The sequence below is a fragment of the Pseudomonas sp. TNT3 genome (genome assembly GCF_010095445.2).
GTDB lineage: Bacteria > Pseudomonadota > Gammaproteobacteria > Pseudomonadales > Pseudomonadaceae > Aquipseudomonas.
Map to the genome: position 1 here is coordinate 150,584 of NZ_WFGV02000001.1, position 14,199 is coordinate 164,782.

General features: G+C 50.4%; 12 protein-coding genes and 5 pseudogenes. 12 read left to right on the forward strand and 5 right to left on the reverse strand.

The window, feature by feature from the left end; translation table 11 throughout:
• Positions 1-12 precede the first annotated feature (12 nt).
• From GBC55_RS00745 to GBC55_RS00755, 3 genes are all read left to right on the forward strand, one after another.
• Positions 13-411 (forward strand): DoxX family membrane protein, encoded by a 399-nt coding sequence (locus GBC55_RS00745; RefSeq protein WP_162436014.1) that lies wholly within the window; start codon positions 13-15, stop codon positions 409-411.
• A gap of 248 nt (positions 412-659) precedes the next feature.
• The gene (locus GBC55_RS00750) at positions 660-1,229 is read left to right on the forward strand and encodes a hypothetical protein (RefSeq protein WP_247266837.1); all 570 of its coding nucleotides are present in this window, start codon (positions 660-662) and stop codon (positions 1,227-1,229) included.
• A 180-nt stretch (positions 1,230-1,409) separates the two neighbouring features.
• Positions 1,410-2,981, forward strand: a complete 1,572-nt coding sequence (locus GBC55_RS00755; protein WP_162436013.1) for a sensor domain-containing diguanylate cyclase — start codon at positions 1,410-1,412, stop codon at positions 2,979-2,981.
• A 571-nt stretch (positions 2,982-3,552) separates the two neighbouring features.
• Here GBC55_RS00755 and GBC55_RS00760 read toward each other — a convergent pair.
• The 3 genes from GBC55_RS00760 to GBC55_RS00770 are packed head-to-tail and all read right to left on the reverse strand — an operon-like array spanning position 3,553 to position 5,544.
• Positions 3,553-4,251, reverse strand: coding sequence for a glutathione S-transferase N-terminal domain-containing protein (locus GBC55_RS00760; RefSeq protein WP_162436012.1), 699 nt, complete (start codon positions 4,249-4,251; stop codon positions 3,553-3,555).
• A 12-nt stretch (positions 4,252-4,263) separates the two neighbouring features.
• Complete coding sequence (locus GBC55_RS00765) at positions 4,264-4,941, reverse strand: glutathione S-transferase family protein (protein ID WP_162436011.1); 678 nt, start codon at positions 4,939-4,941, stop codon at positions 4,264-4,266.
• A 21-nt stretch (positions 4,942-4,962) separates the two neighbouring features.
• Positions 4,963-5,544, reverse strand: coding sequence for a TetR/AcrR family transcriptional regulator (locus GBC55_RS00770; RefSeq protein ID WP_247266838.1), 582 nt, complete (start codon positions 5,542-5,544; stop codon positions 4,963-4,965).
• A gap of 286 nt (positions 5,545-5,830) precedes the next feature.
• Between GBC55_RS00770 and GBC55_RS00775 the strand changes: the two are divergent.
• The 4 genes and pseudogenes from GBC55_RS00775 to GBC55_RS00790 all read left to right on the forward strand — a co-directional run.
• Positions 5,831-5,968, forward strand: a pseudogene (locus tag GBC55_RS00775) (transposase); the annotation flags it as partial.
• 67 nt (positions 5,969-6,035) lie between these two features.
• A complete protein-coding gene (locus tag GBC55_RS00780; protein ID WP_162436009.1) occupies positions 6,036-6,332 on the forward strand; it encodes a metalloregulator ArsR/SmtB family transcription factor in 297 nt (98 codons plus the stop codon).
• A 56-nt stretch (positions 6,333-6,388) separates the two neighbouring features.
• Complete coding sequence (locus GBC55_RS00785; protein WP_162436008.1) at positions 6,389-7,399, forward strand: NAD(P)-dependent alcohol dehydrogenase; 1,011 nt, start codon at positions 6,389-6,391, stop codon at positions 7,397-7,399.
• A gap of 3 nt (positions 7,400-7,402) precedes the next feature.
• Positions 7,403-7,510: pseudogene (locus GBC55_RS00790) on the forward strand (transposase domain-containing protein); the annotation flags it as partial.
• Between the two features lie 137 nt (positions 7,511-7,647).
• On the opposite strand, the pseudogene GBC55_RS00795 reads toward GBC55_RS00790, so the two are convergent.
• Positions 7,648-8,077 (reverse strand): annotated as a pseudogene (locus GBC55_RS00795) (transposase); the annotation flags it as partial.
• Between the two features lie 418 nt (positions 8,078-8,495).
• Here GBC55_RS00795 and GBC55_RS00800 point away from each other — a divergent pair.
• The 4 genes and pseudogenes from GBC55_RS00800 to GBC55_RS00815 all read left to right on the forward strand — a co-directional run.
• Positions 8,496-9,004: pseudogene (locus GBC55_RS00800) on the forward strand (ATP-binding protein); the annotation flags it as partial.
• Between the two features lie 149 nt (positions 9,005-9,153).
• A pseudogene (locus GBC55_RS00805) lies at positions 9,154-9,537 on the forward strand (methyl-accepting chemotaxis protein); the annotation flags it as partial.
• A gap of 834 nt (positions 9,538-10,371) precedes the next feature.
• Positions 10,372-11,235, forward strand: a complete 864-nt coding sequence (locus GBC55_RS00810; protein ID WP_162436007.1) for a sensor domain-containing diguanylate cyclase — start codon at positions 10,372-10,374, stop codon at positions 11,233-11,235.
• Positions 11,236-11,572: 337 nt separating this feature from the next.
• Positions 11,573-11,959 (forward strand): hypothetical protein, encoded by a 387-nt coding sequence (locus GBC55_RS00815; RefSeq protein ID WP_247266839.1) that lies wholly within the window; start codon positions 11,573-11,575, stop codon positions 11,957-11,959.
• Positions 11,960-12,057: 98 nt separating this feature from the next.
• On the opposite strand, the gene GBC55_RS00820 is transcribed toward GBC55_RS00815, so the two are convergent.
• Positions 12,058-12,393, reverse strand: coding sequence for a hypothetical protein (locus tag GBC55_RS00820; RefSeq protein WP_162436006.1), 336 nt, complete (start codon positions 12,391-12,393; stop codon positions 12,058-12,060).
• A 260-nt stretch (positions 12,394-12,653) separates the two neighbouring features.
• Between GBC55_RS00820 and GBC55_RS00825 the strand changes: the two genes are divergently transcribed.
• A complete protein-coding gene (locus GBC55_RS00825; RefSeq protein WP_162436005.1) occupies positions 12,654-13,931 on the forward strand; it encodes a DUF2254 domain-containing protein in 1,278 nt (425 codons plus the stop codon).
• The last annotated feature ends 268 nt before the right edge of the window (positions 13,932-14,199 follow it).

The window sequence follows — 14,199 nt, forward strand, 5'->3', positions numbered from 1 at the left end:
TGAGGTGCTGTAATGAAGAGTTGGACATTGCTATTACTTAGGGTTTCACTTGGCTGGCTATTGGTCATTTGGGGGGCGGATAAGGTTTTTAATGTAGCGCACAGCATGGCCGTGGCTAACAAATATTACTTGGGCTTAGGAACTGAAAGTATCCTGCAATTTGGTGGAGTAGTTCAAATACTCATTGGATTGCTGATCATTGTTGGCTTCGCTCGCCGTTGGGTATACCCCATACAAGTGCTGTTCAACGGAGCATCCCTTCTGGCCGTGATGAAATCAGTCATAGATCCATGGGGTTGGATTTTTGAGGGATCCAATGCGTTGTTCTACCCATCACTTATCATCTTTGCAGGAAGCTTGCTGTTGATCGCGTTTCGAGACGAGGATCGGCTGGTCTTGGATAAGTGCTAATAACCTTCCCATAGCCTAGCAATTCACTGAAAAAAACTGGGTCAAAAATCTATATATTGGCGACCCAGTAATGCACATCTGACACCTGACGATGATTTTATTCCGTCAAAGTTAAAAGTTCAAATTTCGCCGGAGACGTGGATATTGCGCTTCTATTGATCAGGTTTTTTGTAATAAATACAAATCCATACGCTATTCGTGATCGGATCTGCCGCTCAAGTTTTGTGCTTCAAGTGATGTTGTGCTTGATGGCCGTCGCAGCAAATTCAATTTTTTGCCGTCAAGCTTTGGTGGATGGACAATTTCCCCCTGAGTCATTTACTGTAATCCGAATGCTAAGCGGCGGTCTCTTTGTGCTGCTATTGATCAGATTACGCAATCCTAGGGTAACTGTCGGGGGAAGCTGGAAGGGAGGCTTCTCACTCTTTACATACGCTTATCTTTTCTCCATTGGCTATGTCCAATTGGGCGCAGGTATGGGAACATTGATTTTGTTCGGCGCGGTGCAAATCACGATGTTCATTGTCTCCTGGATGAAAGGTGAACGTTTTCGTAAGATAGTGCTAATTGGCATGGTGACGGCATCTTGCGGCGTACTTTTCTTGCTGCTGCCAAGCACCAGTTTTCCGCCCCTCGGTAGCGCAGTGCTAATGACAATCTCCGGTGTGGCGTGCGGCGTCTATTCACTACTCGGTAAGACCACTGTGAATCCACTTGCGGAAAACATCGGGAATTTCGCAAGGTGTCTTCCATCTTTGCTATTACTTGCTCCAGTCACTTTTTTGGGAATGGCCTTAACATGGGTTTGCCAGGAGTAATGTATGCGCTCGCTTCAGGTGTGTTGGCGTCAGGCTGTGGTTATGACTTTCCCCCATAGGTCACGCATATTCAGCCCAATATCGTCAGAGTGAAGGCAGCCCCCCCGCAAACAAAAACACAGAAAGAACTAGACATATGGTGTAATATGTCATCCACCTTCTAAAGGTAGACTTTGCACAATGAGATCAATATTTAGCGCCGCACCTTTTTTTCGTATAAATTTACGCCGCCTGATATTGCTTCTTGCCCTTCTCAGCGCGATGACTTTCCAATCCAATACGTTTTATGCTAGCTATGGCGTCCAGCATCAACTGCTAATTGACAACACTCTTGAAAGCAATCGGGTCTACTCCAAAAAATTAGCCGACAGCATCGATGACTTCTTAAAATCTGCGCAACAGCAACTGGCTTATAGCGCTATAGATCTTGCAAAAAACTTCACAAATCCAACTGCATTGATAATGGAAGCTAATCGCCTGCGTTTGCAGACGGATAGTTTCAACTCCGTCGTATTTGTTGATATGAATGGAAAGGTATTGGCCACCTCCCCAGAAACCCTTAATATTTTTGGAAAAATCATTGAGTCCCCAGGAGCTAGAGAGTCCATACAAAAAAGACGTCCGCTGATTAGTTCACCCTATATTTCGGCAGCAGGCAACCTATTAATTTTTATTTCCAACCCTGTTATTGACAACAAAGGGCAATATCTTGGCTATATTGGCGGAACCATCTACCTCAAGCAAAAAAACATCCTAAACAATTTACTTGGCGAACACTATTATCGCGACGGCTCTTACCTATATGTAGTCGACCACAACAGACATCTGTTATATCACCCAGACCCTGAGAGAGTGGGGAAAAATGTTATTAACAATCTAGCCATCGATGCGATAACTCGCGGTGAGAGCGGGCGTATGCGGCTTATAAATAGCACAGGTATAGATATGTTGGCCGGGTACGCCATAGTATCGAGTACGGGCTGGGGAGTCGTCACACAGAGACCGACTCAAGCCACTCTAGCGCCACTCAATGGGTTAATGATCAACGTTCTACTTAACACGTTACCTTTAACATTTTTAATCCTATTATTAATATGGTGGTTCACTAAAAAAATAACATTACCATTACGGGAACTTGCCGACAGTGCTCAGCACATGGATCGACCCACTACCGCAGATCGCATACAGAAAATTCGCTCTTGGTATTTTGAATCCAATGAAATAAAACGAGCACTGCTGTCCAGTTTTAAGAGAGTTCATTACAAGATAAACAAACTGCTTTTGGATGTCAAAAGTGATCCATTAACTGGTCTTCATAATCGACGCGGACTAGACATGGCCTTAGACATCATGCAATCAGAAAACGAAAATTTCGCCATAGTGTCTTTGGATATCGATCACTTCAAATCCGTCAATGACACTTACGGCCATGACGCCGGCGACAAAGTCCTATCCAATCTAGCAGACAAACTAAAAATGCTTTCGCGTGATGATGACATAGTCTGTCGAGTGGGCGGTGAGGAGTTTTTAATATTGTTACCCAGTCTAAGTTCAAAACCTGCTGAAGAGTTTGCTAAACGCCTCCGAAAAGAAGTCGAGCTAATGAAATTCGAAATAGTAGGCCACATCACTATCTCTCTAGGTGTTGCATGCTGGAACCGTGACACCGGAGATATCAACGGGGTGCTGAAAATCGCGGACGAGATGCTTTACAAGGCCAAACACAATGGTAGAAATCGAGTCGAAGTCTAAAAGATATCTAACGAACATCTCCAACAACACAAGACGCACATCTCCATCAAGATATATGTTATCGACATTTGCCTCGTCAGGCACGAATGATTTAGAAAGGGAAAACTAAACACTTCACATCCAGTTCCGCGCAGGAAGCACTCAATTTTATGGGCAGCAATAAAGCGCCCCTAGGCTGGAAGCAATTATACGACCTAAGCCGCCACCCGAAGCAAACCCTTTGACTAAGAGTTATTGCGCTAATAATAATTTCTATATACAGACCCCTTCAGCGGTCAGCGGCGCAATGGGCCTTCGGCGTGCGAGTATTCGACACCGCCCGGCATGCATATCATTGTTGGATCCTGAAGTAGGGTCAGCATGAGCAGAGCGTATGGGCATGGTCAATCGCAGCTTGACGCCTACCTCTGGTTCTAAGTGGGCAATTGATCACCAGCGAAACCATTTATGCAAATACGACGAATCTGCTCAAAACTGGACTCTAGCTCTCTAATATAACGGCGCTTACCCAGGAGCCTGAAGAAACATGATGGGACGGGCCGCACGCCATTACAGCATGCGGTGCATCTGTTTATCGGACGGTGCTCGCATCCTGATTGAACAGCAGCTTTCGGGTTTTCTCGTCGACTACCGGTGCGGTGTTGATTTGCTCTGCAAGAGCATAAGCCCGCTTCGTGGCTGGTCGATCACCTACTCGCTCAAACCAGCGAGCCAAATGAGGGAAGTCGGCAAGCTCTTGCTGCTGCCGGACGTGGGGCACAATCCACGGGTAACAGGCCATGTCGGCAATACTGTAATCACCCGCAATGTAGCCGCGACCATCAGCCAAGTGCTTGTTCAACACGCCATACAGCCGAGCCGTCTCATTAATGTAGCGCTCCTGCGCATAAGGGATTGGCTCCGGAGCGTATTGTACGAAGTGATGGTTCTGCCCCGCCATCGGCCCCAACCCACCCATTTGCCAGAACAACCACTGCAGGGTTTCGTTGCGCCCTCGTAGATCACCAGGAATGAACTGATGAGTTTTATCTGCCAGGTACAACAAAATGGCGCCCGACTCGAAGACTGACAACGGCTGACCACCGTCCAGTGGCTCATGATCGACAATGGCTGGAATACGATTATTGGGAGCAATTTTTAAAAATGAAGGCGTGAATTGCTCCCCTTTCCCAATGTTCACCGGCACGATCCGATAAGGCAGGCCCGACTCTTCAAGGAATATGGAAATTTTGTGCCCGTTAGGGGTAGTCCAGTAATGCAGGTCGATCATGATCTTGCACCTCTACTGAATAATCTGAGGGAACATCGCTTTACGGGCGTCAGCATCCATTTCGGTCTTGTAACTGTGTTGGGTCTTCAGTGCTTCAGCTCGCTGGGCTGCCGGTCGCGCATTGATTTCATCAAGGAGCCGTTTGACGTTTGGAAGTTTCCCCCAAGCTTCGTCACCCAGGATGAAAGGTATTGCTCGCGCCCAGCCCCACACCGCCATATCCACCAGCGTGTACTCATTTCCTAACATGTGAGGCATGTTTGCCAGGCGGTCGTTGATGATCGTCCAGTGACGCCAGGCTTCAAAGGTGTAACGGGTAACGGCGTAATCTTTGGGGTCGGGAGCGAAGTGTTTGAAATGCACTGCCTGACCAGAGTACGGGCCGATGCCAGTCGCGACGAGCATGAGCCAGGAATACATTTCTCCACGGGCTTTCAGATTGTCAGCGGGTAGGAATTTTCCGCTCTTTTCCGCCAGGTAAAGCAGTATGGCGTTGCTGTCGAACACTACGGTGTCGCCGTCAACCAAAGCCGGTGTCTTGGCGTTTGGGTTGATCTTGAGAAACGCCGGATCGTGCTGCTCTCCCTTGCGGGTATCGACAGGGATGAGTTCGTACGCAAGACCTGCTTCCTCGAGGAAAAGCGCAACTTTTGCGGGGTTGGGTGACGGGTGATAGTAGAACTTGATCATGTTGACTCCGTGTAGTGGCGGTCAGTGAATGTCGCAAAGTGCCAGGGGCGGAAGCCCAAGACTTTTGAGTGCAATACCAATAGCGTCTGTGACACACGCAGGATCAGGATTAATTCGCGCCAACACTCGAACGCCTAGCAATACGCTAAGGAGGTGATTGGCGCCCGCCGTTGCATCGACTTCCCCAGCAACGTCGCGTTGCGTGGTGAAGGCAACCAGCCGGCCTTCAAAAAAACTTCGAATTGTCTGGAGCTCATCTACCACTGCCTGACGCAAGTCTGCGTCATCTGCTCTCGCCTCGATGGCCGAATTCACCAGCAGGCATCCGCGATGAAGGGGATCGTTCAGCGTCCGATCTACCAGTTCTGCAAAAAACCTGGTGATGGCCATTCCAGAATGAGGCAAGCCTTCAAGACGCTGAATTCGCTCACGCACGCTGCATTTCAGATAGTGATCAAGGGAACGACGATAAAGACTGCGTTTATCGCCAAAGGCGTTGTACAGGCTTGGCTGGTTTAGGCCTGTGGCCTTGACGAGATCGCGGGTAGAAGTCCCCTCATATCCATGCGTCCAGAATGCCTCGACTGCGGCGGTTAGAACCATTGATTCATCGAATGTACGAGGGCGGGCCATTGACTGAATACGCTCTGCGGGTTTGTTACCGACCATAACACATGTTTTGTATCGATCGACACAAAACGAATTTTCGATTCGGTATTGTTCAGGTTTGCGCTGTAACCAATGGGTTGAGCCCAACCCCGCAAGCTTCAGGGCTTCCGTTGCGAGGCTACTGGTTGACGGATGAGGGTCTCAATTCAGTAACTCAAGGAAAACTCACTCTGAATCGCCCCGGGTTTCGCAGACACCTCTTTGCCTTAACCTGTGGCCAATAAGGAGGTGCCATGAGTACCCTCGTTACCCCGAAGAATTCAAAATCCAAGCGGTCAATCAAGTGACCGAAAAGAAGCTGCCTGTCGCTGATATGGCGGCGCGGCTTCGTGTGTCGACGCATAGCCTCTTTGCTTTCAAACCCTTGCGAAGGGGTAATAGATTACTTATTGAACATTTCGTAAAAAAGCGTAACATCCCCAACCATGATACTCGAACAGCTTAAAGCCTTGGGCAATGACACTCGCATGCAAATGATGGAGTGGCTCAAAGACCCACTCAGTAATTTCCCACCTCAGGATCACGGCGATCCTGCGACAGGAGTGTGCGTAACCCATTTGCAGCACAAGGCCGGGCTTTCACCTTCTACCACGTCTGCACATTTAGCTATCTTGCAACGTGCAGGCTTCGTGCTAACCACCCGCATCGGAAAGTGGACTTACTACCGGCGAAATGAGCAGGCGATTGATGACTTTGCGGCTAGGCTGGTCATCGAATTGTAATTTTTTAAATTTTCATTTCGTTATTTCGCGTAATTAGAAAACATAAGGAACCCCCTATGAGCAGCAAAACTATCTTCGTCGAACCCGGTGGCGGCTATGAAAATGTTGTGGTTGGCAGCAGCGAAGTCCGAGCCGCAGCGTGTGGTGAAATCACCGTACGCCTTCACGCCAACTCGCTTAATTACCACGACTTCGCGGTGGTCAGCGGCATGTGGGGCCCTAGCGAAAAACGAATCCCCATGGCCGATGGTGCGGGTGAAGTCATTGCTATCGGCCCAGATGTCACTGAATTCAAGGTGGGTGATTCGGTCGTCAGCACCTTCTTCCCAGAGTGGATCAACGGTGCGCCCCTGGTTGAAGGCTTTGTCAGCGTGCCAGGTGATGGCATTGACGGCTACGCTCGTGAGCAAGTGACGGCCAAAGCCACATCGTTCACCCTCGCGCCTATTGGCTACAGCCATGCTGAAGCGTCAACGCTTACCACCGCCGGCGTTACTGCATGGCGCGCCCTGATGGCTGATGACTCCCTCAAGCCGGGCGACACCGTGTTAGTTCAAGGCACTGGTGGCGTTTCAATTTTCGCCCTGCAGTTCGCTAAAATGGCCGGTGCTACCGTCATTGGCACCTCTTCAAGCGACGAAAAACTTGAACGTCTGAAAGCGCTAGGTGCTGATCATGTAATCAATTACCGCAAAGACCTTAACTGGGGCGAAACTGCACGCGCTCTAACAGGTGGCCGTGGTGTTGACCACATCATCGAAGTCGGCGGCCCTGCGACGCTAGAGCAATCGATGATTGCAATTCGGGTTGCTGGTCACATTTCCGTCATCGGGATATTGAGTGGCGTAAGCGGTGCAATGAATTTTGTACCGGCACTGATCAAGCAAGTGCGTCTGCAGGGTGTATTGGTGGGTAGCCGCAGCCAGCAGCAAGACATGATCCGAGCCATCAATACTAATGGCATGCGCCCGATTATTGATCGTCATTTCCCTTTGAGCGAGATTGTCGAAGCGTTCAAGTATCAGGAAACCAACCAGCATTTCGGAAAAATTTGCCTGGATATCTAAACACGCATGAATGGGCATGATCCGTATGCCTATTTCATAGATGTGCTGACACGGCTGCCGACGCTGCGGCCTACTGAAATCGATCAATTGCTGCCACACAACTGGCACTAGGTTTGGTTGCGCGGGGCGTGAACCCGGAGGCATGCGCGCCGCGTAGCATTACATCTACTGCTCGTTTGTTCGATATACGAAGTTAACCATAATCTTTTGAAGTAGCTCTTCGACCAGTCGGGGGATGCCACAGCGGATAACCGAAGCCGTTCAACATCAGAAGTCCGACGTCTGAGACTATGGTCGGAGTAACCTGAGCGGTTGATTTCAAACACCCTGCATAGCCATTCAACCGGCTCACGGACGCTCAGCTGATTGATCAGCGCGTACGCTCGTGATCTTCCGACATCAAGAGCGCGGCATCCTTTTTAATATCGACCTCTCCCGTTCAACGCGGGCGATTCGGGCGCTCAGCTGCTGGATCTTTTGTCGTTCCGGTGTCAGCGCTTTGCTCTATGGGGTAACGCCTTCGCGCTCCTGCTGAACATGATCCACCCAGCGACGCAGCGTCGACTAGCCGATACCAAGTGAGCGACTCGCTTCGAAGTAGCTGTAGTTTTGCATGAGCACGAGGTCGGCAACCTTGCTTTTGAATTCGGCGGAAAAGGTACGGCGTTGTTTGGTCATCTGACACCTCGATCTGGCGAGCACTCTCGCCTAAATGGGCGTTCGGCTTCATTAGACAACTTCACTGCACCGTTAGCTCTCGTCTTGCCCACGCTGTGAAAAGCGACCTCAAGGCTGTTGACACCGAGAGCTGAAACAATCTGATAGGTCTGATGGAGCAATGATCTAGGACGACGATTATCGCGACTGGCTGGTTTGCCAGAACAGGATGCTCAGCAGCGAACAAAACAGATGAAAGACAGACGGTGATATGGTTTTCTTCGTTATCGGCAGGAGTAACGATACCGATCATAGATGTTAACTCCAGATAGCATAGTTACGTCCAAAGACCTCCCTATTCGACCCGTCTTTGCCCATTAGGTTAAAAGTCGGAGCGGCGGCTTAATGTTGTGTAGTACCAGGAGTCTTTATAAAGACAGTCGTGTTCATCGGCGGCCCTGGAACCGGGAAAACACACCTGGCCAGTGCCTTGGCGGTATCCGGAATCACGGCCCACAACAAACGCGTGCGCTTCTTTTCTACGGTGGTTCTGGTGAATCTGCTGGAGCGTGAGAAGTACGATGGCAAGGCAGGGCGAATCGCCCAGGCACTGCTTCGCAAAGACCTGGTAATACTGGACGAGCTGGGGTATTTGCCTTCAGTCAAAGCGGCGGTGCCCTGTTATTTCACCTGCTGTCCAAACTGTACGAACACACCAGCGTGGTTATCACCACCAACCTGAGCTTCTCGGAATGGTCGAGTGTGTTTGGCGACGCCAAAATGACTACGGCTCTGCTGGATCGGCTGACACACCACTGCCATATCGTTAAAACAGGCAACGAGTCTTACCGCCTGCAACACAGCACCTCGGCGGCCCAGACAAAGATCAAGTCACGGGAACGAAAGCGCAAGGACGGAGATGATGTCGAGGACGGTGAGCCATTTTGACCCGCACCATAAATGCCCTGCTGCATGCATACATACATGCGGTAGGGCTTGAGGCGTCTTGAATCTGAACACGGCGGCTAAGCTTATCCACAATTGCTGGGACAGAAATCAGCAATCCGTCCTGGGTCAATTTTCAATCGGCAGGATGGGTCAGTTTTCAATCAGCGCCAACAACGCGGAAAATTCGAGACATGATAGGCACCCTGCAGAGCGGTACTGAAACAGCTGCGCAAACCATGCGTAATAGTTGCGAGCTGGTAAACCACATCGTTTCGAAAACTCGCAACGCCCAGACGGCACTAGCTAAAATTAGCCAGAAAGTCGGGGCCATCAATAGCATGAATGCACAAATCGCCAGCGCATCTGTCCAGCAAAGCGCCGTGGCCGAAGACGTTGCGCAAAATATCACGCGCATCCATAGCTCAACGGTGCAATCGGCAACTGGCTCTCGCGAAGTTGAGACGGCCAGTCAGGAATTAGCGCAGCTTGCTGATCGCCTTACTCAGAAGGTCGCATTTTTTAGGGTGACTTAAACTTTTCCAATTCCCCACAACAGCATGGTGTTGTCTTAACGGGTGACCGCACCACGCTTGTCAGGTTGATCGAGAAAATGGGCAGCAGCTATGCCAGCCACATAGAAAGCATCGACCGCCTCAAGGCTAGTCGCGATCAAGGCGATGTGCGCTCCTTGGCTGGGGGCGGACACGTGATGCAGCCGAACGAATGCTTTCCTCCAGAGCCGAATCCCACCCTTCGAGGATTCGAGCGCGAGGGTTCAGCTTCAATGCTCATCATTAAAGTCATTCCCAGTGCTCTGACCACCGGCTGGTAGAAGGCTTGAGCATGCAAAATACCCGAAACACCGATGCCTATCGATTTGAGTATGCTCACTCCCCATGGCGTCCGCAAAACCACGGATAGATATGCAGACTTGATGCGCCTAACGAGCGAGAGAATGGGGCACCACGCAGCAAACATGTCCTTGGCATACGTAGCCGGACTACCGACAACGGCGATTTAATAAATTCACTTTGGGCTTGTCCCCTTCGGGGTATGGCTGTCGTGAACCAAACCCAGCTGCGCCAGGTTTTGGCCCTGCGGGCGTCCATCCTCAAGCCTTTGGCCCATCGCGGGCCGGCGCGCTCCGCTTGCTTTAAGGATTTGCGCAGGCCGCCCGTAACGTCGCTTTTCCCTTGTAACTCAGCAGTGTTACTCGGCAAAAAGCACGTTACAGACTAATTAAATCGCATGCCTGCAGTGCGCACTGTGCTCATGCCCTGAGCTACCTTATGCCTACAAGATTCCTCGCAATCCACCCTATAAATCGGGATATGATCGCGCTCTACGACTCAGATCCCACATGACTTATGGCCATCGATCTACTAGCTCTCTACCCCAAACTGATCCACCTAATGCTGGATACTGTATTTGTGGTTGATGAAAACGACCACATTGTTTTTGTGAGTGATGCCTGTAAGGCCCTGTTGGGCTACCGCCCTGATGAACTGATCGGCACCAATATCACCAGCTATATGCATCCTGAAGATTTGGATGCGACGCGAGGTTCGATTACCCGGGTGATGAATGGTCAACCTCATTTCGATTTCCGGAACCGTTACATCCGCAAGGATGGGGCAGTCGTTTACATCCTGTGGGCTGCATTCTGGTCGGAGGAGGTTGGTGCTAGGATTGGGGTCGCTAGAAATGTTACAGCTTTAGCTAAAGCCGAGGAGGAATTACGCTTCCTTGCTCATCATGATCCGCTGACAAAATTAACCAATCGTTCGCTCTTTAGTGATCGACTGATATCGGCACTGCAGACTGCGCAGCGCCACGGTAATGAGCTAGCTTTGCTATTTTTGGATATAAATGACTTCAAGAGTATCAATGATGTCCATGGTCACGCAGCGGGAGATCGTGTTCTGTGCATTATTGCCCAACGCCTCAAAAGCTGTGTGCGTGAGACAGACACCGTGGCTCGGATTGGCGGCGATGAATTCACGGTGCTGCTGACAGAAGTACAGTCGAGGGAAGCGGTTTCCAAAAAGCTGGATCAGATTCACAAAGTCATGTCTGAGCCACTGGCTCCTGAATTCGGCACACTCAAGATGCCATTGTGCAGTATCGGCGTTGCATATTATCCCGAGCACGGAAAGGATGCCGATACACTGCTCTCTCACTCGGATAGTGAAATGTACCGTATGAAGAGATATCGCACCTTGGAGAGTTAAGAGTGGGCGATGCCCCTAAGATTTTGACACCATTTGGGTGGTCTGACATAAATTAAGGACAAAATATGTTCAGAAAATCTCAGATTATTACCATCCCAGTCCTGATCTCATCGGTACTTTTACTCACCGGCTGCCCCCCATCGCCGGAGTTCACCCGATGGCAACGTACTTCGACCTCTGTAGATGGTGTTAGAGCCGCAATGGCAGAATGTGGCGACCCTGTGGCAGGGCCACAAAACCATTTCCCAATAAACGAAGAGATAATTCACTTTCAGTGTATGCAGCGCCTCGGTTTACCCGTAAAGACGGCTTTGAATACTGTGAACTAATGGAGAATATGCCAGCCTGCGTCGAAGAAAGGCAGGGCCATCCGCTCAGTTTGTCGCAGCTCGAAGCGTTGCCGTTTGTAGAAGATGAAGCATTTCACCCAATCAAGCCTAATTCTGGTCGGGATGAACGTATGCAGGTCTCATGGCGTAAAGCGGGAGCATCACTCCATTTCGAATTCAAGGTAGCCAATGATAGTGAAGCCCTGCCAGTTATGTATGCGTGCGGCTATGCGAAACCACTTGGGTCGAATCTGGACGTCGCCAGCATCGGGCGCACTGCAGAAGTGCAACGCTGCATGATTGATCAAGGCTTTGAGCCCAAAAATAAAATTATGCTTGTTTGCCAGACTTACCCACAAGTGACGGGCTGTTCGTCGACAACGCCGCCGAGTTGATTCAGATAGAGAACAGAATGAAGAGGGTGCTTGCTCGTGAGATATAAACTATCTTCCTAAGCAAACGACGTGATAACTCATGAGCCCAGCTACATTTTCTACATCGATTTAACCGATAACACTGCCACGTACTTGTACTTCTTCCGGGCAGCCTTCACAGCCTCCTGCTCGGCAAGCAACGAGCTCAACGTATCAGCCTCGTGAATCAACTCGACCATTTCCCCCTCAAACTCGTTTCCAACGCGTAACGTGACCCTCAGCCTGGGCGTGAATGCTTTTGCCGTTTTCTTCTTGGCTGCTGGAGCGACCACCGATTTCGCGAGCACAACTTCTTCCACTGGCTCCTCTACTACAGGAGCAGACATCTGCTCCTCGGGCTGAGGCGTACCGAATAGAGCACGACGCATTTCTTCTTCAGTTAATTCAGAGTTCATAGAACATCTCGAAGGGGGCGGTAATCAGCTCTACGTATTCTACCAGGATGGCTGCTCCAGCGTGTCCTCTGGAAGCATGTATGGCCACTGTGAGTTCGGGCTACGTGCTCGCAACATTTCAGCGTGGTGTTGGGCGTGCTAGCCTTCGCCAGTTTCTGCGGTTACCTGTGAGATGCTTCATCTCTAGCAAGGATGTAAAATCCGTTTCAAATTGCAGCCCTGTTCGCGGCTCAACTGACGTAGTCACTGAAGGATTGCACATGATTGCTCGTTGGCGTTGGGTAACGAATCAACTCACCAAACGGCTCTGGTTCAGAGCCTCTCTATTCTCCCTTCTAGGGGTAGCTACGGCACTGCTCGCTGTTGTATTCAAAGACTTCATTCCGGAGTCATTGCCTGCGCGCATCGGCGCAGATGCAGTAGACAAAATTCTGGGGATCATTGCCTCCAGCATGCTGGCCGTCACAACCTTCTCGTTGAGCACGATGGTCACCGCTTATGGGGCCGCGAGCAGCGGAGTGACACCGCGCGCCACCACCTTGGTAATGGAAGACACCACGACCCAAAATGCCCTTGCCACGTTTATAGGCTCATTCCTGTTTAGCCTAGTGGGGATCATCGCGTTGAGCACGGGTGCTTATGGCACGCAAGGTCGAGTGTTGCTTTTCGCAGTAACGATAATTGTGGTCATCCTGATCGTTTACACCCTCCTGCGCTGGATTGATCACCTGTCAAAGCTCGGAAGGGTTGGGGAAACCATCGACCGCGTCGAGAAGGCTGCGATAGAGGCAATCACTCAACGAGTTCAGTGGCCCTACTTAGGCGGTTCAGCTTACCCGACCGACCTTTCGCTACCTCCTGGCGCAATCACAGTCAAAAGTGAGCTAACAGGCTATGTGCAACATATTGATGTGAGCGCACTTGGAGCTATCACGCAGGAAGATCAAATACAGATTTATCTGGAGGTGCTTCCAGGGACATTTGTGCACGAGGGAATGCCACTCCTCCAAATTGTGAACTTGGCCAACACGATGGCCGGTGAGGGCGATGCTGCAATAGAGAAGGTTCTATCGACTCTGACTATCGGCGTACGTCGAACCTTTGAAAATGATCCACGCTTCGGACTTTGCGTGCTCTCGGAAATCGCTTCTCGCGCCTTGTCGCCTGCGGTGAATGATCCTGGGACAGCCATCGATGTCATTGGCCGGGGAGTGAGGACTTTAACTTGCTGGAGCAAGCCTCACGTCCTTAGCTCGCAAACGGATCAAGGCTGTAAACAGGTCTTTCTCCGAGGATTGACGGTTGATGATCTGTTCGATGATTTTTTTGCCCCGATCAGCAGGGACGGTGCAGCTTTGCTGGAAGTTAACGTGCGCCTGTTGAAAGCCCTCATCAGTCTCGCTGAAATAAACCCAGCGATTTTTAAAGGTGCATGCAGCAGGCACGTGGATCTTCTGATCACTCGTACGGAGACCACGTTAGCGCTGCAGCATGAGAAGGATCAACTGAACTCTCTGGCTAGAACGATGACACGATAAGGTCTATCGAGCTGGATTCTATGGCGCGGCACCCATCTGCGGCACTCTAAGGGCCCCCAGATCGAGTTCTTTGGACTCCATTCGAAAGCTTGTATTAATTTCGTTGAACTGGCTTGGATTGTTGCAGAGCAAGGACGCTGTTTACCAGCTCTAGGTTGAGACGTTGGCATTCGTCTTCAGCTTCTGACCGCGTCTGGTACACAGCCTTGGAACGCGACTTCTCGTCATTATCGTAGATGTTGAAACCTATAGGCGCCGTTCCGCAGTA